Source organism: Streptomyces sp. NPDC003456, assembly GCF_042878735.1.
Lineage (GTDB): Bacteria > Actinomycetota > Actinomycetes > Streptomycetales > Streptomycetaceae > Streptomyces.
On record NZ_JBIAOK010000002.1, the window covers coordinates 1,176,749 to 1,203,409 of the forward strand.

Consider the following 26,661-nt stretch of genomic DNA (forward strand, 5'->3'; position numbering starts at 1 on the left):
CAGGCGGTCCGGGTCGCTCCTACTGGGAACGGGACGGCTGCTCCGCGGTCGCCTTGGGGGCGGTGGGTGCCTCGGGCGCTTTCGGTGTCTGCGGGGTCCTGGGCGGCTGGGCGTGGTCGCTTCGCCTCGGCCTGCTCTGCAAGTCCTCGTCCTTCTGCAGATCGCTGTGATCGGTCACTGTCGCGCTCGCCTTGTTCATGCCGCTGGACGCAGCCTGGCTCACCGACCCGGGATCGCCGGCGTACTGGGCCTGTGCCTCGGCGGAGGCCTGGGTGGTCCGGATGAAGGAGCCGAGGAAACCCAGGACGGCCCGCGCTTCCGGTGACGTCTCCTGCACGACCTTCGCCCGGGAGGAGGCGCCGTGGATCGCGCTGCTGAAGAGGCTCGTGCTGGTGTCGTCGTACGCGTCGTCGTCGGCGTCCTCGAAATCGACGTCCTCGCCGTAGCGGGGCTTTGCGCTGCCGGTGGTCACGGAGAACAATCCCGCGCCCGTGCCGGCGGAGTTGAAGATGTTGTCGAACACCATGGTCGTCACCTCGATCGTCGTCGTTGTGGTGGCGGTTCGGTGCCGTCAGGGCTGCTTGTACAGCGTCTGAGGGCTGACGGCCAGACTCTCGCCTTCGAGCATCGTGTGGTGGACCTCCAGAGCGGACACGACCTCGGCCAGTCCTTTCATGCGGAAGCCGCCGGGGGTCAGGTCGATGTCGCCGATGTCCCGGGCGACGACCTGATCGAGGCCCGGGTAGAGGCCGGACTGCGGAGGGGACAGAACGGTCACCGGTACGGCGTACTGCACCGCGATCAGTCCGGAGAAGGTCACCGGGATCTCATAGCTGTACTGCTTACGGCTGCGTCGCTGCGTGACGAGGGTCTGCACGCGCGAGTTCGGCGGGACCTTGCCGGAAATCTGCGATTTCGATGCCCAACTGGTGTTGAGGGACCCACCCACGGTCGCCGCGATGCCGAGTGCCAGCTGCGCGTTGAGCGACGCGTTCCCGGTCGCGCTGCCGGTGGTCGTGAATCCCACCGAATGGGTCATCCCGTTCGACGCGGAGTTCGTCGCCGAGCTGCTCGCGGACGTCTCGGTGGTGTTGGCGTTGTCGACGCCGACGCTGTCCTTGCTGTTCTTGTTGGTCACCGTGTTCGCGTTCTTGTTCGCCGTCCCGTTCTGGCACGACGCCTGAAGCTGCGACTGGAGGTCCAACCGGAGCTGGTTCTGCAACTGCAGCTGGAGCGAGGCGCCGACGGTCCCGCCGAACGTGAGCTTTGCGTCTCCGTGGAGCGACCAGGAGACTCCGTTCGAGACGGTGAAGTCGACCGAGTCGGTGAAGGTCATCTCGGACTGGCTGCGGTTGACATAGGTGCGCGAGGAGAAGGTGTCGGGCGGAGGCTGGCCGATGTCGCCCCGCACTTCGATCAGCGGCTCCCCGAGGTTCATGTAGGCGAGCCAGCCCAGTTGGAACGCGGTGCCGGGAAAGGCGCCGAAGCTCGACTTGTTCACGGAGAACCCGATGGGCTTGTGCTTCGCTCCGTTGCCGTCGACGTAGATCAGGTTGGGGTGGTTCAGAATGGATTGCCAGGTCTGCTGGATGTTGAGTTCCCGCAGGTTCTTCTTCGTCAGCGGCTGACGCTTGGCCTGCACCAAGTTGTACGCAGTGGAAGGCATTCCTCGTCCTCGACTCATCTGACCGGATGTCACCGGTGACAATCTGAACAAGAATCTCCGCGCGGTCCCGAAGTGTGAAGCTAGCACTTCCTTCATTCGCCACAAAGGGGTCACCGGACCATGCGCTCAATCGAGTGATAAATCTCCTGCCGCGTCCTCAACTCGCTTGCGTGGACAGTATTTTGGGAAGCTGTCGGGCAATCGGATGCAACCTGGTAGCAATGCTGGACAGCGGATTCGGTACAGGCTCTTTCGTTGCTGTGGCCGGTTCTGTGCTTCAGTCGTTCCCTTCCTTTCCGCTGCTCCTTTCCGCGCGTTCAGTCGATTTTGCGGCTGCAGATCGCGACAGGGCACTTCCAGGAACGTCCGACCCGTCGCTCTCCCCCTTCGGAAAGAGGTGAGGTCTCGAGATGTACACCCAAGAACGCACGGCGATGTCGAACCTGGTGGTCGGCGGCCCGGTCGCGGTGAACAGCTACGACAACGCCATCGTGGCGGCCCTGGTCGAGAACCGGCCGGTCATGCTCGTCCACGCCTTCAACGGTGGCTATCTGCGCCCCGCGGAACTGAAGGAGGAGAGCCACGACAAGGGCGTCAAGCTGGCCACCGCGCTCGACGAAGCCACCAAGGAGGCGAAGGGCCACCTCTGGCACATCACCCCCGCCGGCTTCTTCGGGCAACGACCGCTGTACTTCGTCGAGAGCGCCGCAGGCCAGGTCTCGCCCAAGCCCGCCGCTGCGGGCGACGCCGACGAAGGACGCGGCGATGACGGTGTGCCGAAGCCGAAGCGCAGGCGTATCACCGTCCACCAGGACGCCCCCAAGAGCACGTGCGACACCGTCCAGGTCGGCCTGCCCGACAAAGTGGGGGACAAATGGCGCGGAAGGAACGGCGCACCCGAGGACACGCAGCTCTGGGTCGTCACGGTGACGCCCTGGGGTGGGATCACCTTCGTGCCGATCACCCACCCCGACACCATCCTCGGGTTCAAGGACCACGCGGTGACCGCCGACAGCGAGGTGCGCGTCACCCGTAACTGGGGCGGTGACTTCACCGGAACCGTCATCAACACCTTCTACCCGCGGCTGCCCCACGAGTGGGACGTCCCCTACCACCACGTCTTCACGTGATGCGCGGCCACCGCCGCGCCGCACCCGTCCCGAGCCGAGGCCGGCCGGCTGCCGCCGACCTGCCTCGGCGCCCCCCTCGCCTGGAAGAGGCATCACGATGCCCGTGCCCCTGGAAGACCTGAAGGTCCAGATCGTCAACGCCGCCACGGGGACGGCTCTTTGGGCCAAGCCCGTGCCGGGCGCGGACGGAGCGCTCGTCGTCCGCGAACTGCCCGACGGCGACCCGAGCCGGCAACTGTGGCAACTCGCCCCTGTGCGCACTGTGCAGGACGACCTGATCCACGTGATCCGCAACGCGATGAGCGGCAAGGTGCTCGACAATCCGGCGACCGCCGACCGCGGAGTACGTCAGGGGGACGCTGCTGCCGGCAAGAGGAGTCAGCAGTGGCGGGTCGTCCCCGTCGACGGCGAAGCGGGTCTCTACTTCATCGAGGAAGCAACGCAGGGTGCTGTCCTGGACCTCGGCGAGGCGGGTGCGGCAGAGACCCGGGTCGTCCTGCGCGAGTACGACGACGTGGCGGAGACCCAGCGCTGGAGGTTCGTCCCGGCCGAGCCGGAGCGCACCAGTGACCCGGTGCTGCGCTGGTCACCCCTGGATCACTGGAACGGCCGCCGATCGTGGCGGCTGACCCGGTCGGCCTCACTGCGGCCGGCGCCCGACGCCACGCCCTCCTTCAGCGATGTGCTGTTGGTCCTCAGACGATTCGGCAGCGACCAGGAGGCCGGCGGATGGAAGGACGACGGGACGGATCACCTCTCCCACGGGCAACCCACCCGGTGGGCCGGGCCCGGCGCGCGGTTCCTCGCCGACACCACAGGAACAGGGCGTGTGGACATCGTCGCGATCACAGCCGCGAAGGGCGCGGTGACCGCGTCCGGCAGAGGCGACGGGACCTTCGACGACGACGAGCGCGTCCTGCACCCGCCCGCACCTGGCCCTCATCCCGCTGACGTGTGGACTTCACTGCAGAAGCCGGACGATCCCAAGCCCGATGTCGTCGTGCTCGCCGTCGACGGTGTCCGGGTGTCCTCCCAGGACACGAGCGGCTCCTTCGCACCCGCCGGCGGCAAGCTGGTCCTCAAGGCATTCGGACACGGCCGGCAGGCCGGCGGCTGGCTCGCCGGCAAGCACCCCCGCTTCCTCGTCGACACCACCGGTGACGGCCGCGCCGACTTCGTCGGCTGCCACGACGACGGCGTGTGGATCTCGCTCCAGAACGAGGACGGCACGTTCGCCCCGGTCGGAGACACCCCGGTCCTCCGCGCGTTCGGCCACGGCGAGAAGGCGGGTAGCTGGCTCGTCGACCGACATCCGCGGTTCCTTGTCGACACCACCGGTGACGGGCGCACCGACCTCGTCGGCTGCCACGACGACGGCGTGTGGATCTCGCTCCAGGGCGAGGACGGCATGTTCGCCGAACCCTTGTACGTGCTGGACGAGTTCGGGACCGACCAAGGGTGGAGCTCGGTCCGGCAGCACCCCCGGTTCGTGCTCCGGACCACCGACGGCGGTGCGGCGGACCTCGTCGGATTCGGCCCGCAGGGCGTCGTCGTCGCACGCGGCCGGGGCGACGGCACGTTCGAGCCGGCACAACTCGTCCTGAACGACTTCGGACTCGCCCAGGGGTGGACAGGCGACAAACACCTGCGCCTGCTTGCCGACGTCACCGGCGACGGCACCCCGGACATCGTCGGCTTCGGCGACGAAGGAGTCTGGGTGTCGCACAACCGCGGCGACGGCCGTTTCGAGCAGGCGCAACTGGTGTGCCGCGGCTTCGGGTACCACGACGACGCGGGCGGCTGGCGGGTCGACCGCCACCCCCGCTTCCTCACCGACATCACCGGTGACGGACGGGTCGACATCGTCGGGTTCGGCGGCCCGGGCGTCTACGTGGCCCGAAACCTCCACCGCCGCTTCGAGACCCGGTGACGCCGCACATCTGTCATCCCGAGTCGCGACGCTGACATGCCTGCCGATCGCGTGCCAGGAAGACCATCGGTTTCTGATGCACCGCGCGGCCGGTGCGGGGTCGATGAGCACCGGCCGCGCCAGCGGTGGTCAGGCTCAGAAGCCCCGCTCCGTGAGGAGCAGTTGGAGAGATTGCGCGGGATCGTCGGCTCCACCGCACTGGTTGGTGGGATTGCTGATGGGCAGTCCGGCGAAGTTTGCGCTGGCTGCGCCGGTGGCGTGGGACGTCGCTCCGCTGGTCTGGCTGGTGCCCTTGTTGCCGCAGAAGGTGCCGAACGCCGGCGAGCCGATCGGCAGAAGACCGCCCGCTGATGCCGGTGCCGCGGCAACACCGGAAGCCAGCAGAGCGAGACAGGTGGTGGTGAAAGTTCGGTTCATGTCCTGCACAACGAAGCTTCCGCCTGATCGGGATCGCTGCTGATGCCCCTTTCACAAGTACGGTCCCTGCCATGCACCGTCGAGCAGGGCCGTTGCCGCCGGACCGGTGTGCGAAGCCGTGCTTGGACGTCTCCGGGACGCCGCCACGAGAGGGCCTGCGCATGCCCGCCGCCCACCGCGTGACCGTGTGCGGCGGGCGGCAAGGAGCACGCCGGCCTCGGCGTCACGCTGCCGCAGGGCCACCGCAAGGGGGGTGAGGCACCTGCGTGGAGGTCAGGCCCCTTGCCGGCCGTCGATCTCGGCGATCAGGGCCACGATGCGGGTCTTGATCTCGTCGCGGATGGGTCGTACGGCGTCGACTCCCTTGCCGGCGGGGTCCTCCAGAGCCCAGTCGAGGTACTTCTTGCCGGGGAAGATCGGGCAGGCGTCGCCGCATCCCATCGTGATGACGTAGTCGGACGCCTGGACGGCCTCGGTGGTGAGGATCTTCGGCTTTGCGCCGGCGATGTCGACGCCCACTTCGGCCATGGCCTCGACGGCCGCGGGATTGACCTGGTCGCCGGGGACGGAGCCGGCAGAGCGGACCTCCACACGGTCGCCCGCGAGGTGGTGGAGGAATCCGGCGGCCATCTGCGAGCGGCCGGCGTTGTGGACGCAGACGAACAGGACTGAGGCGAGCGGAGCGGAGGACATGCGTTCTTCCTTAGCTGGGTGAGTGGCAGGGGTGCGGTGGGAGTTCATGCGGCGGTCGATGTCGTCGCGGATGGCTCGGACGCCTGCGACCGGCGCACCGGCGGGGTCGGCCGGGAGTGGCAGACATGGCAGACCCTTTCGACGGGCCATAGGTCAGCCCCGGCTGGTATCAGCACCGGGTGATGTGACAGTATCAGCCCATGATGACGTCAGTCGACACTGACCTGATCCGGGTGCTGGCCGACCCGCTCAGGCTCCGGATCGTGACCCTGCTCGCCCGCGAGACGCTGTGCACCACGCACCTGGTGGAGGAGACGGGCGCCAAGCAGACGAACCTCTCCAACCATCTGAAGGTCCTGCGCGAGGCCGGGGTCGTCGAGACCGAGCCGTGCGGCCGCTTCACGTACTACAGGCTGCGTCCCGACGTCATCGCCCAGCTCGCCGGGCAGTTCGCCGACCTGGCCGAACAGGCCCGTACCGCCGCCGACAACAAGAGGGCCTGCCCGTGACCCGCACCGAAGAGCCCGCGACGACGCAGGAAGCGTCCGTCGTCGCCAAGCTCTCCACGCTCGACCGCTACCTGGCCGTGTGGATCCTCGCCGCGATGGCCGTCGGCCTCGGGCTGGGCCGGCTCATCCCCGGACTGAACGACGCCCTGGCGAGGGTGGAGATCGGCGGCATCTCCCTGCCGATCGCCCTCGGCCTGCTGATCATGATGTACCCGGTCCTGGCCAAGGTCCGCTACGACAGGCTCGACGCCGTCACCGGCGACCGCAAGCTGATGATCTCGTCCTTGGCCGTCAACTGGATCATCGGACCCGCGGTGATGTTCGCCCTGGCCTGGATCTTCCTGCCGGACCTGCCCGAGTACCGCACCGGCCTGATCGTCGTCGGTCTGGCCCGCTGCATCGCCATGGTCATCATCTGGAACGACCTCGCCTGCGGTGACCGCGAAGCCGCTGCCGTCCTGGTGGCGCTGAACTCGGTCTTCCAGGTCCTGGCGTTCGGGCTGCTGGGCTGGTTCTACCTCGACCTGCTGCCCGGCTGGCTCGGCCTGGGCGACGGCGAGCAACTGGACATCTCCATGGGGAAGATCGCGGCGAACGTCGTCATCTTCCTCGGCATCCCGCTGCTGGCCGGATTCCTGACCCGCCGCCTGGGTGAGAAGAAGCTCGGCCGTGCCGACTACGAGGCGAAGTTCCTGCCGAGGATCGGCCCGTGGGCGCTGTACGGGCTGCTGTTCACGATCGTCGTCCTCTTCGCCCTGCAGGGCAGGACGATCACCTCGCAGCCCCTGGACGTGGCCCGGATCGCGCTGCCGCTGCTGGTGTACTTCGCGGTGATGTGGTTCGGCACCTTCGCGCTCGGCAAGGCCGTCGGCCTGGCCTACGACCGCACCGCCACCCTCGCCTTCACCGCCGCCGGCAACAACTTCGAGCTGGCCATCGCCGTCGCCATCGCCACCTTCGGTGTCACCTCCGGCCAGGCCCTGTCCGGTGTGGTCGGCCCGCTGATCGAGGTTCCGGTCCTCGTAGCGCTCGTCTACGTCTCGCTCGCCTGGCGGCGGAAGTTCACCGCCGACCGGCAGCTGACCCCGGCCGCCCAGGAGGGCTGATGCACCGCCCGGAGCGCCTTCGGCTGCGAAGTCTCCGGGCGGTTCTTGAGCCGCTTTAGAGCCGCCGCCCGGTCGGTGTCACCGAGCGGGCGGTGCTGCGGCTGCCGCGCACCACCAGAGCCACCGCTCATCGGGCCCGGGCGGCGCGGTGTCCACGGCCCGCGAGCACCCTCCGGGTCCCGTGATGAGCGGCCGTCCTCAGCACACGCAGGAGGTGATCGTCGGCGGCGGCCAGTCGGGTCTCGCCGCCGGTTACCACCTGCGCCGCCTGGGCGTGGACTTCGTCATCCTCGACGCGGCGTCCACGCCGGGCGGCGCCTGGCAGCACGCCTGGGACTCCCTGCACCTGTTCTCCCCGGCTGCCTGCTCCTCCCTGCCCGGCCGCCTCATGCCCTCCCGGCCCGGCGAAGAGGGTGTACTCCGCGACGGGCCGCAGCTGCGGGTCGAGACCGGCGAAGTGCCGGGAGGCCGCCGCGACGAACCTGTCCGCCGCGGTGGTGGCGTCCTCATGCAGTGAGTCTCGGAGCAGGACTTCCGGAGTGGCCTGTCACGTGAGGTCGTGTGTCGTCGGGAATGAGCCGGTTGGCCGGCCGCAGCGCGTTGCGGGTCAGGCAAGGGTGTCGAGGTCGCCACGGGAGCGCTGTCCGCGCCGGACGGTGCCGGGGCCAGCGGGGGCCCGGGGGCCGGCGAAGGCCCGCGACGGCCACCCGCCCGAGCCCCGAGCACGGCAGAGAAGGAGACCCGCAGATCAGAGGCGGTGGAGGGGAGCAGCGCTGTCGGTCCAGTGCCAGTTGACAGGTTGCCGCCGCCGTTTGAGGACGGTGCGTTCCTTGGCGTAGGAGCGCAGGGCGTCCTCCACCGCCTGGCCGAGGTCGCCGAGGGAGGCGGGGCAGGGGATGCGGAGCAGCAGGTGCTGGGTGCGGTGCACGAGGATCAGCTCACCGGCGGGGGTGCAGTCCATGAGCGTGAAGTGCTTGAGCAGCTTGTACCGCTTGTCCTCCAGGTCCAGGCGCTGGGCCCGTACGCCGGTGGCGGTCCAGGCGAACAGTCCGTACCGGTTGAGGTGGTAGATCCGTTCCCGGACGGGGTCGGCGGCGATTTCGAAGCAGTGGCCGGTGAAGGGGGAGTCGCGGTGCAGGTCCATCCCGCCGAGCCGGCCGACGAACTCGCCTGTGTCGTTGATGAGGACGAAGGCGAACCGCTGGCCGCGGCTGCCGCCTCGGTAGATGTGTCCGAAGATCGGGACGACGAACAGGTCCTCCCGTACCACTGCGGGCCGGCCGAGCCGGGCGTCGTGCCAGTCCAGCTGCCGTGCGGTCGGTTCGAGCTGGGTGAGGCGCTCGGTCAGCGAGGGCCGCGGCCGGTGGTCCATGCCGACCGGCTCGCCGTTGAGCAGCACGTCCGGCCGCACGTCGGCTTCGGTGTGCTTGACAGGCTCCGCCTCCAGGGACGCCAGCGCCCGCAGCGTGGGCTTCGAGGTGGGGGTGAGGGGCTGGTCGGTGATCGACACGATGTTGTGGAGCAGGTTGGCGTAGTTGTAGAGCCCGAACTCGCCGGTCGTGCACAGCAGGCGGCCGGCCGGGGTCGTGCTGATCCAGGAGGCGAAGGGGTTGCGCGGGCCGTCGTCGTAGCTTGTCTGCGGCATGTAGTGGCGCGCGGTCACCGCCGTGAGATCCGCGGTGACCAGATGCGTCTGGTCACCTGGGCCGGTGGCGGCGAGTGTCCCGCCGGGCAGCACGCACAGGTTCCTGGCCCACTGCAGGTCCTCGCCCAGCCCGGTCGTTGGGCCGCCGAACGTGGTGTCCTGGCGCACGTCATCGCTCTGCCCCGAGACCGCGGTGGCGAGGACAGTGCCGTCGGAGGCGTACCTGGTCAGCAAGGCGTAGCCGAAGTTCGCCTTCGCCGGATCGGCTTCGTCATCAGCCACGCCGTAGGTGTACCGGCTCACCCCGTAGAGGGCGTAGAGCCCGCCGGTGGGCGCGGTGGCGACGTCGTCGACCCTCACGCCCCAGCCGTCGGTGTACTTGCGTTCCAGGTCGATCGCGTGGTGCTCGACGAGCGCGGACGGCAGCGGCACGGGTATGGCGTGGATCATCTCGCTATTCTCACCGGCCCCACTGACATCCACGTGAGTCGTGATCCGCGAGAAGCGCCCTGAGCCAGCTGACCACGGCTTCCTGCCAGAGGCGAGGTCTGACGGGCGAGGTGTGCCGGGAGAGGTGTCTCTCGCAGAGGGAAGAGGGATCGCCATGTCGGTTCGATCGGAAGGGATCTACCGATGGGGGAAGGGAGGGGTGCGGCGGGCTTGCGCTGCATGCCACGGGCGCAGGGCGGCCTGTCCTCTGAATGGCGTGCACCGGGTGGTGGCGTTCGAGAAAGCGAGTGAAGGTGTCATTGCCAGAGGACTGCCACCCCTCGGGCCTCCGGCGTGGCCAGCGAGGAGATCGACATGCCACCGAACACCGAAGCCAAGCCCGCCGAGCCGGGGATCGTTCAGGCCAATCGAGCGGTGCGGCAACGGTTTCCCTTCGATGACGACCAGGACTTCGCCGACGCGCGGCGGGGCTTCATGGGTACGGCGCAGGAAAGCGTCGTCGGCGACGCCGAGGGGCGCACGGTGTGGGACCTCGACGCCTACGGCTTCCTGTCCCAGGACTGCCCGGACACGGCCAATCCCAGTCTGTGGAGGCAGAGTCGGCTCTGCTCCGACCACGGTCTGTTCGAGGTGACCGAGGGCATCTACCAAGTGCGCGGTTTCGATCTGTCGAACATGACGCTCGTCGAGGGCGAGCGCGGCGTCTTCGTCATCGACCCGCTGCTGTGCGCAGAGACGGCCGCCGCGGGCCTCGCGCTGTACCGGAGCCACCGCGGGGATCGGCCCGTGACGGGGGTGCTGTACACGCACAGCCACGCCGACCATTTCGGCGGTGTACGCGGAGTGGTGACCGACGAGGACGCCGCGGGAGGCCTGCCGATCTTCGCCCCGCAGGGCTTCATGGAACATGCCGTCAGCGAGAACGTGTACGCCGGTACGGCCATGGCCCGCCGTGCCGCCTTCATGTACGGCGCGGCCCTGCCCAAGGGCGAGCGCGGCCAGATCGGTGCCGGACTTGGCCAGACCGTCTCCACCGGTGTGGTCGGCTTGATCCCGCCGACCGTGGACATCAGCCGCACGGGCCAGACGAAGACGGTCGACGGCATCCGGATGGTCTTCCAGCTGACCCCCGGTACCGAGGCACCGGCCGAGCTGAACTTGCACTTTCCCGACCATGCGGCGCTGTGCATGGCGGAGAACGCCACGCACAACCTGCACAACCTGCTGACCCTCAGGGGCGCTCAGGTGCGTGACCCGCGTGTGTGGGCCCGCTACCTCACCGAGGCGATCGACCTGTTCGGGGACAGCACCGACGTCGCCTTCGCCTCCCATCACTGGCCGGTGTGGGGACGGGAGCGAGTCATCGCCCTGCTGTCCGAGCAGCGCGACCTGTACGCCTACCTCCACGACCAGACGGTGCGCCTGCTCAACCAGGGCCTCACACCACTGGAGATCGCCGAGCGCATCACCATGCCGCCGGCGCTGGAGAAGGCGTGGCACACCCATGGCTACTACGGCTCCGTCAACCACAATGTCAAGGCCGTCTACCAGCGGTATCTTGGCTGGTTCGACGGAAACCCGGCGCACCTGTGGGAGCATCCGCCAGTGGAATCCGCCCGCCGGTACGTCGACTTCATGGGCGGGGCAGAGGAAGTCCTGCGCCGGGCGCGGGAGTCGTACGCCGAAGGAGACTTCCGCTGGGTCGCCCAAGTCGTCCATCACGTGGTGTTCGCCGAGCCGGACAACGCCGAGGCTCGCTCCCTGCAGGCTGACGCGCTCGAACAGCTCGGCTACGGCAGCGAGAACGGCACCTGGCGCAACTTCTACCTCATGGGCGCCCTGGAACTGCGCCACGGCTCCGTCGGCACCCCGACGGCGACGACCTCGCCCGACCTGGTCGCGGCGCTTAACCTGGAACAGATTTTCGACGCCCTGGCCATCCGGGTCGACGGGCCGCGCAGCTGGGACGCGGACATCACCGTGCGCTGGGTCCTGACGGACGGCGACCCTGTCACGCTGCGCCTGCGTAACGGCGTGCTCACGCACGTCATCGGCCGTCGAGCCGCGGCGGTCGAACCGGACGTCGAGATCACACTTGCCGAGTCCGACCTGCGCGCCCTCCTGCTCGGTGCCGTACCCCTCGCGCACCTGGCGGCGAGCCGCGCTATCGAGGTCAAGGGGGACGCGGCCACCCTCACGGCGCTCCTCGGCCACCTCAGCGAGCCGGACCCCGACTTCACCATCGTCACTCCGTAGGGCCCGCCTCAGCACAAAGGTGCCCACGGCATGTCGAGCTCCCGCTCGGACGCCTCCGGACACGCCCCATCACGGCGTCGTGGCTGCGCTTCGGCCCCACAGCGAATTGAAAACACATTGGCTGGTCCGCCGCGGAGCTGCGACGATGTCCCTGTTTCCCGAGCGGAGGACGTTTGTTCGTTTTCGTGTGTGTCCGGTGTGGCTCCGAGCTGACCGCCCCGTTGTCCCAGGTCGCCCTGCCTGCCCACGCTCGCCAGAAGTACGGTAACGGGCTTCAGCTCCCGGTGCTCATGGAATCGGGGACGTTCGCCGTGGAATCGGAGCCCTGGGGGCCGCCGTGGCGAAGGTGGGAGGAAATCGATCCGGACGACGCGGCTGCCCGCGGCATCTACGCGCCGGTCCACGCCCTGTCCGACGGCATGTCCGGCGCGGTTGTCATCGCACCGGGCGACACCCGTGGCGCCGTGCTGATCCCGGAGAAGCGCGGTGGCGCCTGCTGCGGCTTCGACGGGGGTGACGGCCCCAACATGGCCTGCACGGCGTGCGGTCTTCCCGTGGCGAGCAGGATCGATGACTGCTCGCTCTGGCAGGCCGTGTGGCTCGCCCCGAACGCCGTGCGCCGCATTTCCGTCGAAGGCGCCGGTGCCGGACCGCTGTCCTGGGCGGACCTGCTCGCGGAGGGGGGTGGCGTGCCCCCGTCCGAGCCGATCGCCCCATGGGGAGAGCCGTTCCGGGCGAGCGACCGATGGCACTGGAGCCCACAGTGGGTGGCGGCAGCCGGGCAGGCGCTCGCCCACTTCCTGATGGCCTCCGACGGCCGGGCGGTAGCCGTGCCGGACGGCCTGACCGCCAAGATGTTTCAACGCGCCCTCGACACCCTGCTGCCCGCCGGCGGGCCGAGGCGGCGCGCCGTCCTGGCTGGACCAGGACAACCGGCCCACGACGGCGCCGACATCCTCCTCGTGCCGTCCCACCCGCAGACCGGGAGGGCATGGACCCCGGCCACCCCGGCGCGCTTGGTCCCGTTGCCGTTCGGGGTGTGGCTCCGGCTGGTCCTCCCTGAGCCGCAACTCCCCGACCCGTCATCGGGTCCACTACCCAACGGCGTCCTTCGCGACGACCCGCCCACGCCAAGCGTCCATGACGTGTTCCAGATCGACTGGGGAGTCTTCCAACAAACCCTGGCCCGGCTGCCGGCCGTCCGCACCCCATGGATACGCGAGATCCACGACAACCTCACGGAGCACATGCGCACCGGCCTCCTCTAGCGCAGCACAGGTGCTCCACCACCGATTGAACAGCGCCGGACAGCGGTGCCTCCCCAAGTAGTGAACATCTGCTGTCCGTTCTCGGGTTCTGGCTCAGGTTCTGTGGAGTGGTCACGGCGCGTGAGCGAGCCGCTGCCGAATCGGATGCGCCCGGAGCTGGGGTGAGGTGAGCTCCAGAGCCCGGTTGTCCTGTCCCGCAGCCATGTGGTCGAGCCACCGTTCATACCAGGTGAGAAAGTCCGGGGCTGAGGAGACGTTCGGGCCCCAGAAGCCGTCTGCGTTGCCGATGAGCATGCGCCCGGTGAGAGGGCCGGTTATGCCTATGAGGACGAGATCGCTGCAGCCGCGTTCGATGACGTGCAGGAACAGGTCACCACGGCGGGTGGGGCGGTAGGCCCGGCTGAATCCCCTTGAGACCGTGCTGGCGTCTCTGGAGTCCATCGTGTAGAGCGTGCAGTCCTCCAACGGGATCAGTCCGTAGTACGGAGACGCACCACTGCCGCCCATGTTGGTGAGGAAGTCTCGATAGGGCTGCGGGAGTTCCACGTCATGCTCGGCCTGAAAGGAATCTGCCTGACCGTTGGTGAGGCGGGGGCCGAGACGAAATTCGTGCCGCTCCTCTCCAAAGGAGTGGCTTCGGTTGGGCGCGTAGGGGATGCGTGCCAGCTTGCGTCGCAACCGCGGGATGCGGGAGTCCATGCAAGCTCTTCTCTCGTGTCGCCCGCAATCTACCGCACGGCACCAGAGCCCATCCTGCGAGCAGGACTCGCTTCCTCAGCAGCTGGAAGCCGGCCCGGCCGAACATCTGGCGTTTGAGCATCTTGATCCGGTTTTACGTGCCCTTCGACGACGCCAGAACTCCACGGCAGAGTGAGGCCAGCGATGACGGCGTCGCGGTCACGGTCGATGCCCGCGGCGAGGGTGGGGAGGCTAGGCAGGTCGTCCTGCCGGACGGCGTCGAGCCAGTCGGGCAGGCGCTCGCCCTGGCGCTCGGCGAGCATGGTCGCGAAGGAGCGGACGTGCCTGGTGAGGGCTTCGAGTTCGGAGCAGTGCGTCCGGACAGCCTTGAGCTGGAGTTGCTCGGTCTCGGTAAGGGTGTCCGGACGGCAGAGGATCCATCCGGCGACGGTCCGGGGCGAGAGCGGCCGGGCGGTCACCGGCTGCGGTGAGGTGCGCTTGTCGTGCAGGTAGGCGCGAACGCGCTGGTAGCTGCCCTTGTAGCCGAGTGGCACGATCTCCTCCCACAGCCTCCAGGCGTTGGTGCAGCCCTCGCTCCAGCGGTCGTCCAGACAGGGCTTGTAGTCGTCGAGGACGGAGGGCCGGTTCTGCCACTGACCGCGCTGGCGAACTGCTTGACTGCGGTAGGTCATCCCGAGCTGCGGCTGGACCGAGCGTCGGCTGTGTCCCGCCGTCAGCAGTGCGTGGACGGCGGCATGCCGGGCCCGGGTCCGGTCGGCGAATCGCTGCCCGCGCGGCCAAGGAGAACCGGACGAGTCCGCGGCCAGAACAGCCTTGGGTCCGGGTCCGGGTCCGGGTCCGGGTTCGGGGACCGTGGGGACCAGAGCGCGGAGGCAGCGACGGTGCTGGGCGACGCTCCGCTCGGTGGCCTCGCTGAGGTTGTGCCAGAGATGCCACCGGTCCGCGACCTGCACCGCCTGCGGTGCACCGGCGGTGGTGCCCTCGGCGAAGAACGGCGCCCGATCCCTGCACACGACCTCGACGCCGGGCCGATCGGCGAGCCATGCCGCCAGGCTCAATGCCTCCCGCTCGGGCAGCAGGTCGACAGGGCGGCGGGTTTCGACGTCGATGAGAACGGTGCCGTAGTAGCGACCCTTGCGGGTGGCGTACTCGTCAACGCCGACCACACGCGGGGCGGGCACTTCCGGCTCGGGAAGGGCGTCGACCAGGCGTAGGACGGTGCCCCGCACGCAGGGCAAGCGGTAGCGGCACTGTTCGCAGTGCATTCCGCGTCGACCCGCACTATCGCGATGCTCACGTCCACCGACAGCACCGCAAAGTCCGCGATCGACGGGAACAACAGCTCCTTCAACCCGGAGCACGATCTCTTCCACGACCCCGAACTGTCATCCCAACCACCTTGAGCACGGCTCGATTTCGGGCGACTTCACCTATTGCCCGGAGAAGCTCAGCCGTCACTCAGCGTGCCGCGTCACAGAAGTTGAGCCAGAACCCGTTCTCATTAACGCAGCCAGCGCCGGATTCCTCCCATGCCTTGCAGTCGTTGCGATTCCCGGCGAGCAGTCGGCCGAGCACGACGATCAGTCGGGCGTCGGCGTCTACTTGGACACCCCGAACAGCGGAGCGAGCTGGCGCATCGTGAGGTTCGTGCGCCGGGACGCCGCGACCAGCAGTGCTCGGTCCTCCGGTGGAAGGCTCCAGGGTCGGCCCTTGCCGACCGCGTCCGCGCCCTCGTGCCGCAGAACCGTCGCCAGCCGAAGGCGCGAGAGCTCAGCCCTGCAAACGAGGCCTGTCCAGGACAGCTCCCACGCCGTGATCACACCAGCCACACCAAGATCGTTTCACAGAGGGACTGGCGACCGACCTGCCTCTCAGCTGCCGCTCAGCGGAGACGCCCAGGTGGGGTCGTGTCGGGATCTCCTCGTGAGGTGGGCCAGCAGGTGCTCCGCCGCGATGGAGGCGGTGTCCTGGGGCGCGCCGACCACGGCCAAAGCGGCCATAAGCCTTGCCGATGCTGTTTCCGGCATGTCCGGGTCGGTGAGGAGGGGAAGCAGCAGAAGGAAGCGGATGCCAGTGTCCTGGACGCCATCGGCCGCGAAGGACGGGCTGTCAGCAATCCGGATCAGTTCACGCCATGTCAGCCCAGTGCCCGAGAAGTCGCCGTCCCAGCTGGCGATCTGCTCGGCGCAGCTTCTGCCGGGATGGGTGAGGAGATAGTCGGTGCCGTAGTCGCCATCCAGGTTGCGGTAGATCACTACAGCCCCGGGACCGTCTTCTGCCGGCACCCTGAACACCGGCCAGCGTTCGGGATCGAAGAGGACCTCGGACAGGGCGTCGACATCGGCGCCGTCCTCACCGAACCACTCCGGAACCGGCCGCTCGGCACACCCCCCGTCGCTACACATCGACAGAAGGTAGTTCGACCAGAAGCCCGGGCGGGCCAGCAGTGACTCGCCCGCCACCAACGGGCTGACGTCGTATCCGTTGATCAGCACCCGTCGATTCTGGCACCAGCCACAGACACGGCCCGCTCCGGCTCCGCGGCACGCGCGCGCACATCGCGACCGAGGGCACCCGTGCGGTCGGCGAACCCCGCCTGCACCTGCTCGGCTACGGCGACTGGACCGGACCGGCCTCCGCCACACTGATCGGGGTCGGCCGCCCCGCCCGCGACGCGGCCCGCCTGATCACCGAACTGCTGTAGCTCCCGCCCCGCACCAGAAGGTCAGCCCCTGACCGCTGGCGGGCTCGAGCGGCGGCAGCGCGGCGCCGGACGGCCGAGCTTCCGGTGTTCTTCTCGCCGTCCAGGTGTCCCGAAAGCTGCCCCGGAACGGGGTATGAGCGTCACCGCTCCCGCTCAGGCGGCGGCGCGGATCGGGGCATCGCATCGGAGAGCACCGTGCCGACCCGCAGAAGAGCATCGCTCAGCACGTCACGCTGTTCCGGCGTCAGGGAGTCGAAGAGCACGCTGTCGAGATCGGACAGCGCTTGATTCGCCCGCATACGGGCCCGCCGGCCCGCGTCCGTCACGCTCAGCTGCGCGGTGTTGCCCCTGCCCGCCGGGCTGGTGCGCTCGACGAGCCCCTCCGCTTCGAGCTGCCGCACGAGCGCGAGCATGCTCGGCGCGCTGATCCGCGCCCTGCGCGCGAGTTCGCTGATGGACAGGCCGGGTGATGCGGAGAGGTGGCCCATCACCCCCAGCAGACGGACGGACAGCCCGCTCCCTTCCAAGCGGCTCTCGACCGCCTCCCGGACCATGCGCCCGACCCCGGCCAGCTGCAACGACAGCGGCATCACCGGGACCTTCCGGCCCGTCCCGCGCGCCGCTCCGCCCGGGTCCGCAACCACATCGCCGCTCACCGCACCAGCCCTCCTCTCCCGTCGCCGACGACCGATGCTACTGTCCCGGTCGTAAGTTTTAGCCAACCTAAAACTAGGGCCATGTTGATGAACAAGTTGTTCCTGACACTGCATGTACTGGTCGCCGTCCTGGCTGTGGGGCCGGTGACCGTCGCCGCCAGCCTCTTCCCCCGGAGTATGCGCAACAGCCTCAACGGGTGGTCGAACGAGGCCCCCGAGGCCCGGCTGCTCCACAGGCTCACCCGCGTGTACGCCTCGGTCAGCGCGGCGGTGCCTGTGCTGGGCATCGCCACCGCCGTCGCCATGAACGTGACGAAGGATCCCTGGGTGATCGCCTCGCTCACACTGACCGCGATCGCGGCAGGCCTGCTCATCACGCGCATCATCCCCGACCAGCAGGAGGCCCTTGCCCTGCTGAACGAGGATGGACGCCGTCCGACCGGGGGAGAGGCTTCACCTGCTGAGCCCAGCACCGCTCAGGAGTCCACCACGCTGCTGAAGCAACTGTCGATGACCACCGGCATCTTCTCGCTGCTCTGGGCGATCGTCCTCGTCCTCATGATCGTCCGGCCGGGCTCCTCCACGGGAGGCTGACCGGCCGAACCGCCGATTCCCCACGGGGCCGGAACCGGCAGTCCGTACGATGGCGCCCGCTGCTCGCCGGGCGCCTCCGGACGGGTGCAGAAACAGGAGGGACTCGGCATCGTGCCCGACGTCAAAGTCACCTACGACAAGACCGTGAATGCTGCGTACATCTACTTCACCGATCCACAGGTCAATGTGAGATCGGCGCGCATGTATCCCTGCGATCCGATCAACGTGGACGGCATGATCAACCTCGACTTCGATGAGCAAGGCCGCCTCATCGGCATCGAGGTCCTAGACGCCACCTCCAAGCTCCCCGAGTATGTGCTCCATGCCGCTGAGCGGCTGGACCCCGAGGACTGTTGAGCCTCGCATCAGCGTGACGACTGCTGCCCCGCACAGCCACGGCGGCCACTTCCGGCGTCACATGGTTCCGTCCCGGCGTCACCTGGTTCCGTCCGCCGGTCGGTCGAGGCCGGCGTCGCGGGCCAGGAGGGCTGCCTGCACGCGGTTGGTGACGTCCAAGGCGGTGAGGATCCGGCTGACGTGGGCTTTGACGGTGCTCTCCCGCATGCGAAGGCGGACGGCGATGTCGGCGTTGGTCTCGCCCTGGGCGAGCAGCGCCAGCACGTCCCGTTCGCGCGGGGTCAGCCCTTGGAGTCTGGACCGTGCGGCCGAGGCCTGCGGGGTGTGGACCTGGTGGTAGCGGTCGATGAGGCGCCGGGCGGCCCTGGGGTGGAGCATGGCCGATCCGGCGGCGACCAGATGGACGGCCCGCAGGATCTCGGTGGGGTCGGTGTCCTTGAGGAGGAAGCCGTCGGCGCCCGCCCCGAGAGCGTCGTAGACGTACTCGTCGAGGTCGAAGGTGGTCAGAGTGATCACCTTCGGGGGGTGGGGGAGGGCGCGCAGCCGTGCCGTGGCGGTGATGCCGTCCATGCGGGGCATGCGCACGTCGACCAGGGCCACGTCCACGTGATGGGCGGTGGCCAGCTCGACGGCGTGCTGCCCGTCGGCGGCCTGGGCGACGACGTCGATGCCGTCGTCCCCTTCGAGGAGGTCGGCGAGACCGAGGCGGACGAGAGCGTCGTCGTCGGCGATCAGGACGCGGATCACGTGCGGACCCCGTTCTGCCCGGCAGCGGGCGGGTGAGGGATGCGGGCGGACAGCCGCCAGGCACCGGCGCCACCGGGGCCGGCGTGCAGGTGGCCGCCGAGCGCGGTGACGCGCTCACGGAGGCCCACCAGGCCGAAGCCGGAATCGACAGGCGCCGAGGCGGGAGTTCCTGGGGTGTTGATGATCTCCACGGTGGTGGCGGGCGCTTCCCATCCGAGGCGGAGGGTGACCGGCGCGCCGTGGGCGTGCTTGCGCGCGTTGGAGAGAGCTTCCTGCACGATGCGATAGGCGGCCAGCCGGTGCGCGACCGGGGCCGACTCGGGGTTCCCGGTCACGGTGAAGCCGACCTGCTGTCCGGCCGCACGCGCCTCCTCCACCAGGTCGTCCACCTCACGCAGAACGGGGGCGGGCGGAGCGGAGGCAGCGTCTCCGGGGGTGTCGCGCAGGGCGCCCAGCACATCGCGCAGGTCGCCGAGGGCTTCGGTCGAGGCGGTGCGCAGCAGGGCCAGCCGCTCGGCCACCGGTTCGGGCAGAGCATCGGCCTTCGTGGCCAGAACGCCGGTGTGCAGGGCGATCAGACTCAGACGGTGGGCGAGCACGTCGTGCATCTCCGCCGCGATACGGGACCGCTCGGCCGCCCGGGCGGCCTGCTCGCGCAGCTCACGCTCCAGCCGCAGATGCTCCACCTGAGTGCCGAGCGCTGCCACGAGGCGCCGGCGCCCGCCCACCCACAAGCCGGCCACCACGGCCAGGAGCAGGAACAGACTGGAGCCGTACTGCTGCGGGGTCCACAGGGAGATGGGTGGATCGGTGATCGCGTTGGCAGCCTGAGCGACCACGGCGCACGCGACCGCGACCCCTGTCCGGCGGGCCGCGGCAAGCTCGAACAGGGCGACCAGAAGCAGGGACAGCAGCGGCCAGCCCCACACCGCGCTCGCGAGCGTGGTCAACGCGGGAGCCAGCAGCCAGGGTCGGCGTACCAGCAGTGCGGCGCCGCACGCCATGGCTGCCACGGCGGCGAGGGTGGCGTAGCGCCCGTTCATGGTCGCGGCCGTGTTCTGCACCGCCACCACCGTCAGCAGCACCACCAGCGCGCCGCGCCCGTACACCCTCCACGCGGGTCCTTCGTCCCAGCTCACTCGCGCAAGCCTAGGCCGTCGGCGAGCGGAGGACCCCCACCGCCCTGCGGCGCCGACCCCCTACTTTCGTAGGGTTCGTCGCGCGCCGATCAGCCGATCTGCAAGCCCGGGCCGCTTCCTACCGTCACATCCATGGACGACTGGACCACCTCCCACGACCGTGTCCTCGCGCAGCGCCATGCCGAGGGCTGGATGTTCCTCATCGAAGCCGCCCGTGACGTGCGCACCACCGGTGCCGTCGCGCCCAGTGGCAAGGCCCTGGCCCATGCGCTCACCGGACCCGTACGCGAGCAGGCCCCGCGCCCTCTGGACATCCTGGAGGCGGGCGCGGGCACCGGAGCCGTCACCCGCGCTCTCCTCACCCAGCTCATCCCGGGCAGCCGTCTCGACGTCGTCGAGCCCAACCCGCGCTTCGCCGAGCGCCTGCGCCACCTCACCCACCGCCATCCCCACCTGGCCCGGGACCCCGACCAGGTCCGCGTCCACCAGAGCTACCTGGAGGAACTGGACACCGACCGCCGCTACGACGTGATCGTTTCGGGCCTGCCCCTGACCAACTTCACCCCGGAGCAAGCCGAAACGATCATGAACCGGTACCTGGAGCTGCTCCACCCCGGCGGCACCCTCACCTACTTCGCCTACCTGGGCACCCGACAGGCTCGCCGCTTGGTCTCCAGCCGTGCCCAGAGCCGCCGGCATCGCGCCGTCGAAGAGGCCGTGGCCCACTACCGGCGCCGCTACGCCACCGGCTGCTGGACCGTCTGGGCCAACCTTCCCCCGGCGAAGGTCTGGCGGCTGCAGCGCCCCACCGGTCCCACTCCCGCCGTCCCGCCCGCACAAGCCGCGGACATCACGGCATGAACACCCTGTCGAGCCTCTTGAGCGACGTGCCCCCCACCGCCGCCTACCTGATCCTCACGGCCGCCGTACTGGCCGAGTCCGTTCTCCTGATCGGCGCCTTCATCCCCACACTGACCCTGCTGCTCACGGCCGGCGCCCTCGCCCGCGCCGGACACCTGCACCTGCTGCTCGTCGTCGGCAGCACCGCCGGCGCCGTCGTCACGGGAGACTTCCTCGCCCACCGCACCGGACGCACACTCGGGGCCCGTCTGCGCACCGCCGGCATCGGCACCCGCATCCCCGTGACCGCCTGGCGGCGCACCGAGCACCTGATGGCCCGCCGCGGCGGTCCAGCCCTGCTCGTCACCCGGTTCATCCCCGTGGTCCGCACCCTGACCCCGCACCTGGCCGGCGCCACTCAGCTGCCCTACCGCCGCATCGCCCCCTACAGCGTGCTCGCAGCGCCCCTGTGGGCGACCGCAGAGGCCGGCGCCGGCTACATGGCCGCCGCCTCCGTGCAGCGTGCGCCTGCCTGGGGCGCGCCCGTGCTCGCAGCCCTCGTCGTAGCGGCAGCCGCGCTCGTGTTCTGGATGAAGACGCACAAGAGCAGCGCCTCATCACCTGGTGCGGCCGGCCCCGACAGGTAGGCCGGCGGCGGTCGACCCAGCCGCGTTCCACGAAGGCGGCGAAGGCGGGGTGGCCCGCAGAAGCGCGTCCTGCGTCCTGCGGGCCGGGTGCGTTCCTCCGCCGAGGCGGGGCTACTTCTGGTTGAGGGGCAGGGCCAGGTCTGTGACCTGGTGCTTCTTCGGGAATGCGCCCTTGCTGGTGGCCTTGCCGGTGAGGACGTTGATGCCGTACAGGCGGTAGGCGCCGGCCGTCTTGAGGGTGGCGTAGCCGTGGTTCGTGCCGGTGGCCGGGCTGTAGTGGATGTCGAAGCCCGCGTTCAGGTCGGCGTCGACACGCAGGTTGCCGACGGGGGCGAGGGTTCCTGCGTTGGCGGGGGACTGCAGGGAGATCCGGTCGGCCATGGTGTCGAGGTCGAACAGCGTGGTCGCGGTGGCCGCGTCGAGGTCGTTGTTGGTGTACGCGGCGCCGGTGACCCCCATGGCGGTGGAGGGCGGGGTGGTGGGGTTGGTGAGCGTGCCGTCGGCAGTGGTGGTCTGCGGGGCCGCGGGGTCGTCGATGTTGTGCCGCAGGTTCTGGCCCGTGTTGGAGATGACCCTGAGGCGGTTGGCGGCCGGGTTGAAGTCCACGCCGAAGCCGGTGCCGGACAGCGCGACCGTCAGCTGGGAGACCTTCTTCGCTTTGGCGCGGGTGCTGAGGGTGTAGATGCCTCCCTTGTCGCCGACGCCGTACAGCTTCTCGTTCTGCACGCGGAAGTCGATGCCGACGAGCTTGGTGTCCCCGGCCAAGCCGGTGATCTTGCCCAGCAGGCGGGTGGCGGCGGGCTTGTCGACGCCGAACTCGACCAGGCGCTGGTCGCTGGTCAGGCCGACGGCCACCAGGCCCCGGTGCTGGTGGCCCGAGGCCGACGTCTGGCCGAGCGGCTGGCCGACGGCCGCGAGAGCGGGGGCGGCGCAGACGGCGGCCAGCACGACACCGGCGGTTGCTGCGGTACGGGTGCGCATGACACTCCTCGTAGGAACGGCCCCGAGCACGTTGATCGGGGTCTCGCCGGGAATCCGGTGCCGGAGTGGCAGCGGTTGGGGAGTGGCAGCCGATGCCACCCGAAAGGGCGCAAGAGCGGCCCGGTGTCTCGGCCTCTTAGGCATCGCAGAGGAGCTGCTGCTGCTGCCGTAGTTCTCCGCCCCCGCAGACCCAATCCGCCCGTGCGGCAGCCCCGGATTCCCTGTGTGACAGAGGACAACGGCCCACGCCGGCTGAGTCGCATCGCTGCGCCCGGCGCTCGGGTGGCTCGGCCCACCGCGCTGATGCGGGCGCACAGCCGGGAACGCATACCCAGCACGGGGACAGCCGAGACAGGACGTGGCGACCGCACGGGGTCAGCCGAACCAGGACGCCGCGATTCGCCCGCACACATCCGGACGCGGTGAGACGAGCGTGTCGGCGCTCTTCCGGATCCGTCTGCTGGCGTTGACGGGCACCCACCTGTGGTTCGCGGTGTCCGGGCGCCTGACCGCGCACACCACCCACGTCCTGCGCGACCAGCTGACCGAGCGCTGCGCCGGAGCGAGGGTCGTCGTGCTGGACCTGCGAGAACTCGACATCACCGCGTCGGGCACGGTGCTGTCGGCGCCCTGGCCGGAGCACCTTCACGCCCTCCATGTGCTGGCGTCCACCCCTGTCCGTGGCCGGCTGACGGCCGATGCCCGGGCTCACTGGCACACCACCGTGGACACCGCATGGCAAGCGTGGAGCCGGTGAGCAGGCGGAGGGCCGCGATCGACAGAGCGCCACCGTGCGGCGATGTCCGGGTGGGTGAGCCGGCGAGGACGTCCCGCGGGGGCAAGCCGGGCGCGGTGCCGGCTGCCGGTTAGGAGGAGCACGAGGCTGGTTACCCGACGGCCATGGCGAAACTACACCTTCCGGGACAAAAAGAAAGTCACCGCGGTGACGAGACGCCGGCAGGGCAGGAGACGCCGGGACCGGGGCCGGAAGTCGAGCGGCGCGCCCCCGACTCCCCGGCGGAGCTGCCCAAGCCGGCCTGGGGCCGCGTGCTGAAGGGGGCACTGAAGGAGTTCAAGGACGACGAGCTGACCGACCGCGCCGCGGCCCTGACCTACTACGGGGTGCTGTCGCTGTTCCCGGCGCTGCTGGCGCTGGTCTCCCTGCTGGGGCTCGCCGGCAAGTCCACCACCGACGCGGTGCTGGAGAACCTGCAGAAGTTCGCCCCGGGCTCCGCGCGCACCATCATCACCGGTGCTGTCGAGCAGTTGCAGGGCAACGCCGGTGTCGGATCGGTCATGGCGATCGTCGGGTTGGTGCTGGCGATCTGGTCGGCCTCCGGCTATGTGGCGGCGTTCATCCGCGCCTCCAACGCCGTCTACGACATGCCCGAGGGCCGGCCGGTGTGGAAGGTGCTGCCGGTACGGGTCGGGATCACGATCGTCTTGATGGTGCTGGCGGTGGTGAGCGCGTTGATCGTGGTGTTCACCGGCTCGCTCGCCCGGCAGGCCGGGCAGGCCCTGGGGGTAGGAGACACCGTGCTGACGGTGTGGTCGATCGCCAAGTGGCCCGTCCTGGTGCTCCTGGTCACTATGATGATCGCCATCCTGTACTGGGCGAGCCCCAACGCGAAGGTGAAGGGCTTCCGTTGGGTGACCCCCGGCAGCTTCCTGGCCCTGCTGATCTGGATGATCGCCTCGGCCGGCTTCGCGTTCTACGTCGCCAACTTCGGCTCCTACAACAAGACGTACGGCACCATGGCGGGTGTCATCGTGTTCCTCATCTGGCTGTGGATCACCAACCTGGCGATCCTGCTGGGCCTGGAGTTCGACGCGGAGACGGTACGTCAGCGGGCCATCGCCGGCGGGCACCCGCCGGGGGCCGAGCCCTACACCCAGCCCCGCGACACCCGTAAGTGGGACGAGGAGGACCGTCGCCGCCTGGACGAAGCCTGACCGGCTCCCGCCTGGCCCCGCCCGACCGGCCCACTGCCCCCCCCCGGCGGCCCAGGCATGCCGTTCACACCCTGCGCCACGTCGCTCAAGCCCGCAGACGGCGCCCGCGATGCCGGACGGCGCCTGCCCGGCTCGCCGGGCAGGCGCCGTCCAGCGAACGGCACGCTGCCGCAGGCGCCGTCCTGTCCGCTCGTGCGCTTACCAGTAGTGGCGGCGACCGGCGACTGCGTGCCCCATGGAACCCATGATCCACAGTGCTGCGCCGATGACCGCGAGGATGATTCCGATCGTCCACAGGGCCGAGATGCCGGTGATGAACCCGATGATCAGCAGGATGATGCCGAGGAGGAGCATGACCGCCTCCGTTTGAAGTAGTGCTGCTTCCAAGGTGAACCCGCTCTGCCGCTTTCCAAACCTGCGGGCGCATGAGAACCGAACCCGGCGAATCTAGTCGTGTGTCTCAGGACATAAGGGACACCCGGCGGTGGTGACGGCACAGACCGCCTCGGGAAGCGCGGGCGGCAGCGCTGTTCGATCCGGACTGGACAGACAGACCGTCCCCCGTCGTCGTGCCGACCGTGGGGGAGGGTGTCCCGCTGCCGTGTCTGCGGTGGTGAGCCGGACAGTCAGCCAGAACCCGACAAGTACGAAGGGGGAGGTCTACGTGATCACCCGTGAGCAGATCCCGACCGTGATGGAACACCCGGTCTACGACACCGACGGAGACAAGATCGGCGAGGCGAAGCACGTCTTCCTCGACGACGCCACCGGCCAGCCCGAGTGGGTCAGTGTCAAGACCGGTCTGTTCGGCACCAGCGAGTCGTTCGTGCCCATTCACGAGGCGTCCGTGGTGGAGGACCACCTCGAGGTGCCCTATCCCAAGGCCAAGGTCAAGGACGCGCCCAACGTGGACGTGGACGCAGGAGGTCATCTCTCCGAGGACGAAGAGCAGCGCCTCTACGAGCACTACGGCATCGACTGGGACGCAGCCTGGCAACAGGCCGACGACCCCGGCGCATACGGCCAGGGCGGCTGGGCCCACACCGGCACCGGCGAGACGACGCACCGGCCCGGCTACACCGACACCGGTGGGACGACGGGCATGCCCGGTTACGCGGGCACCGATGAGACGACCGGCAGGGCCGGCTACGCCGACATCGGGGTGAGCGGTGACGACGCCATGACCCGCTCGGAGGAGCGCATGCACGTCGGCGTCGAGCGCCGCGAGGTGGGCCGGGCCCGGCTGCGCAAGTACGTGGTGACCGAGGAGGTCCAGCAGACCGTGCCGGTACACCGGGAGGAAGTGCGTGTCGAGCGCGAGCCGATCACGGACGACAACCTGGACGCCGCCCTGTCCGGGCCCGACATCACCGAGGCCGAGCACGAGGTCACCCTGCACGAGGAGCGCCCGGTGACCGAGACCGAGACGGTCCCGGTGGAGCGGGTGCGGATGACCACCGACGAATACACCGACGAGGAGACGGTGCGCGGCCAGGTCCGCAAGGAGCACATCGACACCGAAGGCGTCGACGAGGACCGCTACGACCGTTAGCGGCCAATCCCGTTGGTACGTGCGGCCCGCCTGCAGGAAGCGCGAGCGGGCCGTTACGTGCCCGGCAAACCCGACTGCCGGCATCGGCCGAGACGGCCGGTGCCCTCTGGACTGACGAGGACGGTTTCGACATGCCCAAGGTTCCACAACCCGTCACCGATGACAGCATCAAGGTCCGCCAGGTCAACCACTACCAGTTCAGCTGGGTGGCAGGGGAGCCCGGCCGGCCGGGCACCTTCACCTTGCAACTGGTCCTGGACGAGGGCGCCTGGGAAGAGGTGCTGACGGTGGGCGCCGACGACGCCGACGTCCTGCAGGACCTGCTGGCCAACACCAAGACGGTGCACTACGACGTCTCCCGCCGCACCCTGATGTTCGGTGTCACCTCCACCGGCAAGTAGGGGACACGGGAGGGCCGTCGGTGCACCCGGAGGCGCCTCCGGGTGCACCGACACACCCTCCGGGTGCGCCGCTCAGCCGCCCACCCGATGGCGAACGGGGCGGTGCCGGGCCGCAGGATAAGGGTTCACCACTGATTTCTGGGCTGAGCAGGTGGACTGATTGCCCGATAGCGTGAATGCCGGCAAGCGCTCCATGAGGCGGGGAACACGCCCAGGCATGAACCAGAAAGCGGGCCGCGGCAAGAGCACCGTCGACCTCCCCGCCACGCCCATGTCACCTGCATGCGCGTCCATGACGGCATCTGCCCTTGCTGCAGCAGG

General features: G+C 69.3%; 27 protein-coding genes and 3 pseudogenes. 16 read left to right on the forward strand and 14 right to left on the reverse strand.

All coding sequences use genetic code 11. The annotated features are described in order from the left end of the window. Window positions 1-19 precede the first annotated feature (19 nt). A complete protein-coding gene (locus tag ACFYWG_RS10720; RefSeq protein ID WP_383507038.1) occupies window positions 20-526 on the reverse strand; it encodes a hypothetical protein in 507 nt (168 codons plus the stop codon). A 45-nt stretch (window positions 527-571) separates the two neighbouring features. Continuing rightward, complete coding sequence (locus ACFYWG_RS10725) at window positions 572-1,666, reverse strand: hypothetical protein (RefSeq protein ID WP_385418372.1); 1,095 nt, start codon at window positions 1,664-1,666, stop codon at window positions 572-574. 410 nt (window positions 1,667-2,076) lie between these two features. Between ACFYWG_RS10725 and ACFYWG_RS10730 the strand changes: the two genes are divergently transcribed. Then, window positions 2,077-2,796 carry a hypothetical protein gene (locus ACFYWG_RS10730; protein ID WP_389200616.1) on the forward strand — a complete coding sequence of 240 codons (720 nt, stop codon included), beginning with the start codon at window positions 2,077-2,079 and terminating at the stop codon, window positions 2,794-2,796. A gap of 97 nt (window positions 2,797-2,893) precedes the next feature. Then, on the forward strand, window positions 2,894-4,726 hold the full coding sequence (locus tag ACFYWG_RS10735) for an FG-GAP-like repeat-containing protein (RefSeq protein WP_389200617.1): 1,833 nt from the start codon (window positions 2,894-2,896) through the stop codon (window positions 4,724-4,726). A 135-nt stretch (window positions 4,727-4,861) separates the two neighbouring features. Here ACFYWG_RS10735 and ACFYWG_RS10740 read toward each other — a convergent pair whose 3' ends face one another. Next, window positions 4,862-5,152, reverse strand: a complete 291-nt coding sequence (locus ACFYWG_RS10740; protein WP_385418378.1) for a hypothetical protein — start codon at window positions 5,150-5,152, stop codon at window positions 4,862-4,864. Between the two features lie 264 nt (window positions 5,153-5,416). Then, entirely contained in the window at window positions 5,417-5,836 is a 420-nt protein-coding gene (locus ACFYWG_RS10745) for an arsenate reductase ArsC (protein ID WP_389200619.1), read from the reverse strand. Window positions 5,837-6,036: 200 nt separating this feature from the next. On the opposite strand from ACFYWG_RS10745, the gene ACFYWG_RS10750 reads away from it, so the two are divergent. The 3 genes and pseudogenes from ACFYWG_RS10750 to ACFYWG_RS10760 form a co-directional block, all read left to right on the forward strand. Beyond that, entirely contained in the window at window positions 6,037-6,345 is a 309-nt protein-coding gene (locus tag ACFYWG_RS10750; RefSeq protein ID WP_383506980.1) for an ArsR/SmtB family transcription factor, read from the forward strand. Further along, window positions 6,342-7,451: an ACR3 family arsenite efflux transporter gene (arsB, locus tag ACFYWG_RS10755; RefSeq protein WP_389200622.1), complete on the forward strand. Its 1,110-nt coding sequence runs from the start codon at window positions 6,342-6,344 to the stop codon at window positions 7,449-7,451. Before ACFYWG_RS10750 ends, arsB begins: the two co-directional genes overlap by 4 nt. A gap of 184 nt (window positions 7,452-7,635) precedes the next feature. Further along, a pseudogene (locus ACFYWG_RS10760) lies at window positions 7,636-7,902 on the forward strand (NAD(P)-binding protein); the annotation flags it as partial. A 297-nt stretch (window positions 7,903-8,199) separates the two neighbouring features. On the opposite strand, the gene ACFYWG_RS10765 reads toward ACFYWG_RS10760, so the two are convergent. Beyond that, a complete protein-coding gene (locus tag ACFYWG_RS10765) occupies window positions 8,200-9,546 on the reverse strand; it encodes a hypothetical protein (protein WP_389200624.1) in 1,347 nt (448 codons plus the stop codon). A gap of 354 nt (window positions 9,547-9,900) precedes the next feature. Here ACFYWG_RS10765 and ACFYWG_RS10770 point away from each other — a divergent pair, with 354 nt between their 5' ends. After that, entirely contained in the window at window positions 9,901-11,802 is a 1,902-nt protein-coding gene (locus ACFYWG_RS10770) for an alkyl/aryl-sulfatase (RefSeq protein WP_389200626.1), read from the forward strand. 173 nt (window positions 11,803-11,975) lie between these two features. Continuing rightward, complete coding sequence (locus ACFYWG_RS10775; RefSeq protein ID WP_385418389.1) at window positions 11,976-13,070, forward strand: hypothetical protein; 1,095 nt, start codon at window positions 11,976-11,978, stop codon at window positions 13,068-13,070. 111 nt (window positions 13,071-13,181) lie between these two features. Here ACFYWG_RS10775 and ACFYWG_RS10780 read toward each other — a convergent pair whose 3' ends face one another. From ACFYWG_RS10780 to ACFYWG_RS10795, 4 genes and pseudogenes are all read right to left on the reverse strand, one after another. Continuing rightward, window positions 13,182-13,769, reverse strand: a complete 588-nt coding sequence (locus ACFYWG_RS10780) for an SMI1/KNR4 family protein (RefSeq protein ID WP_383506998.1) — start codon at window positions 13,767-13,769, stop codon at window positions 13,182-13,184. Between the two features lie 29 nt (window positions 13,770-13,798). After that, a complete protein-coding gene (locus ACFYWG_RS10785; RefSeq protein ID WP_389200629.1) occupies window positions 13,799-15,142 on the reverse strand; it encodes an ISL3 family transposase in 1,344 nt (447 codons plus the stop codon). A 139-nt stretch (window positions 15,143-15,281) separates the two neighbouring features. Beyond that, a pseudogene (locus tag ACFYWG_RS10790) lies at window positions 15,282-15,598 on the reverse strand (transposase family protein); the annotation flags it as partial. A 42-nt stretch (window positions 15,599-15,640) separates the two neighbouring features. Continuing rightward, window positions 15,641-16,264, reverse strand: coding sequence for a hypothetical protein (locus tag ACFYWG_RS10795; protein ID WP_389200631.1), 624 nt, complete (start codon window positions 16,262-16,264; stop codon window positions 15,641-15,643). A gap of 32 nt (window positions 16,265-16,296) precedes the next feature. Between ACFYWG_RS10795 and ACFYWG_RS10800 the strand changes: the two are divergent. Further along, a pseudogene (locus ACFYWG_RS10800) lies at window positions 16,297-16,473 on the forward strand (pyridine nucleotide-disulfide oxidoreductase); the annotation flags it as partial. Window positions 16,474-16,613: 140 nt separating this feature from the next. Here ACFYWG_RS10800 and ACFYWG_RS10805 read toward each other — a convergent pair. Then, a complete protein-coding gene (locus ACFYWG_RS10805; protein WP_385418398.1) occupies window positions 16,614-17,129 on the reverse strand; it encodes a MarR family winged helix-turn-helix transcriptional regulator in 516 nt (171 codons plus the stop codon). 87 nt (window positions 17,130-17,216) lie between these two features. Here ACFYWG_RS10805 and ACFYWG_RS10810 point away from each other — a divergent pair, with 87 nt between their 5' ends. Beyond that, window positions 17,217-17,723, forward strand: a complete 507-nt coding sequence (locus tag ACFYWG_RS10810; protein ID WP_389200634.1) for a hypothetical protein — start codon at window positions 17,217-17,219, stop codon at window positions 17,721-17,723. A 111-nt stretch (window positions 17,724-17,834) separates the two neighbouring features. Continuing rightward, window positions 17,835-18,080, forward strand: coding sequence for a DUF2283 domain-containing protein (locus tag ACFYWG_RS10815; RefSeq protein WP_389200636.1), 246 nt, complete (start codon window positions 17,835-17,837; stop codon window positions 18,078-18,080). Between the two features lie 78 nt (window positions 18,081-18,158). On the opposite strand, the gene ACFYWG_RS10820 is transcribed toward ACFYWG_RS10815, so the two are convergent. Further along, window positions 18,159-18,827, reverse strand: coding sequence for a response regulator (locus tag ACFYWG_RS10820; protein WP_389200638.1), 669 nt, complete (start codon window positions 18,825-18,827; stop codon window positions 18,159-18,161). Continuing rightward, window positions 18,824-19,966, reverse strand: a complete 1,143-nt coding sequence (locus ACFYWG_RS10825; protein ID WP_389200640.1) for a sensor histidine kinase — start codon at window positions 19,964-19,966, stop codon at window positions 18,824-18,826. Before ACFYWG_RS10825 ends, ACFYWG_RS10820 begins: the two co-directional genes overlap by 4 nt. A gap of 132 nt (window positions 19,967-20,098) precedes the next feature. On the opposite strand from ACFYWG_RS10825, the gene ACFYWG_RS10830 reads away from it, so the two are divergent. Together ACFYWG_RS10830 and ACFYWG_RS10835 are read left to right on the forward strand one after the other, a co-directional pair. After that, window positions 20,099-20,827, forward strand: coding sequence for a class I SAM-dependent methyltransferase (locus ACFYWG_RS10830; RefSeq protein WP_389200642.1), 729 nt, complete (start codon window positions 20,099-20,101; stop codon window positions 20,825-20,827). A gap of 26 nt (window positions 20,828-20,853) precedes the next feature. After that, window positions 20,854-21,453 (forward strand): DedA family protein, encoded by a 600-nt coding sequence (locus ACFYWG_RS10835; RefSeq protein WP_389200774.1) that lies wholly within the window; start codon window positions 20,854-20,856, stop codon window positions 21,451-21,453. Between the two features lie 111 nt (window positions 21,454-21,564). Here ACFYWG_RS10835 and ACFYWG_RS10840 read toward each other — a convergent pair whose 3' ends face one another. Then, the gene (locus ACFYWG_RS10840; RefSeq protein WP_385418419.1) at window positions 21,565-22,434 is read right to left on the reverse strand and encodes a DUF4394 domain-containing protein; all 870 of its coding nucleotides are present in this window, start codon (window positions 22,432-22,434) and stop codon (window positions 21,565-21,567) included. A 433-nt stretch (window positions 22,435-22,867) separates the two neighbouring features. Between ACFYWG_RS10840 and ACFYWG_RS10845 the strand changes: the two genes are divergently transcribed. Together ACFYWG_RS10845 and ACFYWG_RS10850 are read left to right on the forward strand one after the other, a co-directional pair. Next, window positions 22,868-23,191, forward strand: a complete 324-nt coding sequence (locus ACFYWG_RS10845; protein WP_385418421.1) for a hypothetical protein — start codon at window positions 22,868-22,870, stop codon at window positions 23,189-23,191. A 143-nt stretch (window positions 23,192-23,334) separates the two neighbouring features. Then, on the forward strand, window positions 23,335-24,387 hold the full coding sequence (locus ACFYWG_RS10850) for a YihY/virulence factor BrkB family protein (RefSeq protein ID WP_389200645.1): 1,053 nt from the start codon (window positions 23,335-23,337) through the stop codon (window positions 24,385-24,387). A 198-nt stretch (window positions 24,388-24,585) separates the two neighbouring features. On the opposite strand, the gene ACFYWG_RS10855 is transcribed toward ACFYWG_RS10850, so the two are convergent. After that, window positions 24,586-24,741 carry a DUF6131 family protein gene (locus ACFYWG_RS10855; RefSeq protein ID WP_383511958.1) on the reverse strand — a complete coding sequence of 52 codons (156 nt, stop codon included), beginning with the start codon at window positions 24,739-24,741 and terminating at the stop codon, window positions 24,586-24,588. 310 nt (window positions 24,742-25,051) lie between these two features. On the opposite strand from ACFYWG_RS10855, the gene ACFYWG_RS10860 reads away from it, so the two are divergent. Together ACFYWG_RS10860 and ACFYWG_RS10865 are read left to right on the forward strand one after the other, a co-directional pair. After that, window positions 25,052-25,939 (forward strand): DUF2382 domain-containing protein, encoded by an 888-nt coding sequence (locus ACFYWG_RS10860; RefSeq protein WP_389200647.1) that lies wholly within the window; start codon window positions 25,052-25,054, stop codon window positions 25,937-25,939. Between the two features lie 131 nt (window positions 25,940-26,070). Beyond that, window positions 26,071-26,340 (forward strand): hypothetical protein, encoded by a 270-nt coding sequence (locus ACFYWG_RS10865; protein ID WP_389200649.1) that lies wholly within the window; start codon window positions 26,071-26,073, stop codon window positions 26,338-26,340. Window positions 26,341-26,661: the final 321 nt, after the last annotated feature.

Coding starts and splice junctions, on each gene's coding strand:
- ACFYWG_RS10730 (WP_389200616.1), top strand. CDS start 2,077: ATGTACACCCAAGAACGCACGGCGATGTCGAACCTGGTGGTCGGCGGC.
- ACFYWG_RS10830 (WP_389200642.1), top strand. CDS start 20,099: ATGGACGACTGGACCACCTCCCACGACCGTGTCCTCGCGCAGCGCCAT.
- ACFYWG_RS10810 (WP_389200634.1), top strand. CDS start 17,217: ATGAACAAGTTGTTCCTGACACTGCATGTACTGGTCGCCGTCCTGGCT.
- ACFYWG_RS10855 (WP_383511958.1), bottom strand. CDS start 24,741: ATGCTCCTCCTCGGCATCATCCTGCTGATCATCGGGTTCATCACCGGC.
- ACFYWG_RS10720 (WP_383507038.1), bottom strand. CDS start 526: ATGGTGTTCGACAACATCTTCAACTCCGCCGGCACGGGCGCGGGATTG.
- ACFYWG_RS10750 (WP_383506980.1), top strand. CDS start 6,037: ATGATGACGTCAGTCGACACTGACCTGATCCGGGTGCTGGCCGACCCG.
- ACFYWG_RS10735 (WP_389200617.1), top strand. CDS start 2,894: ATGCCCGTGCCCCTGGAAGACCTGAAGGTCCAGATCGTCAACGCCGCC.
- ACFYWG_RS10765 (WP_389200624.1), bottom strand. CDS start 9,546: ATGATCCACGCCATACCCGTGCCGCTGCCGTCCGCGCTCGTCGAGCAC.
- ACFYWG_RS10780 (WP_383506998.1), bottom strand. CDS start 13,769: ATGGACTCCCGCATCCCGCGGTTGCGACGCAAGCTGGCACGCATCCCC.
- ACFYWG_RS10840 (WP_385418419.1), bottom strand. CDS start 22,434: ATGCGCACCCGTACCGCAGCAACCGCCGGTGTCGTGCTGGCCGCCGTC.
- ACFYWG_RS10770 (WP_389200626.1), top strand. CDS start 9,901: ATGCCACCGAACACCGAAGCCAAGCCCGCCGAGCCGGGGATCGTTCAG.
- ACFYWG_RS10850 (WP_389200645.1), top strand. CDS start 23,335: ATGGCGAAACTACACCTTCCGGGACAAAAAGAAAGTCACCGCGGTGAC.
- ACFYWG_RS10725 (WP_385418372.1), bottom strand. CDS start 1,666: ATGCCTTCCACTGCGTACAACTTGGTGCAGGCCAAGCGTCAGCCGCTG.
- ACFYWG_RS10745 (WP_389200619.1), bottom strand. CDS start 5,836: ATGTCCTCCGCTCCGCTCGCCTCAGTCCTGTTCGTCTGCGTCCACAAC.
- ACFYWG_RS10865 (WP_389200649.1), top strand. CDS start 26,071: ATGCCCAAGGTTCCACAACCCGTCACCGATGACAGCATCAAGGTCCGC.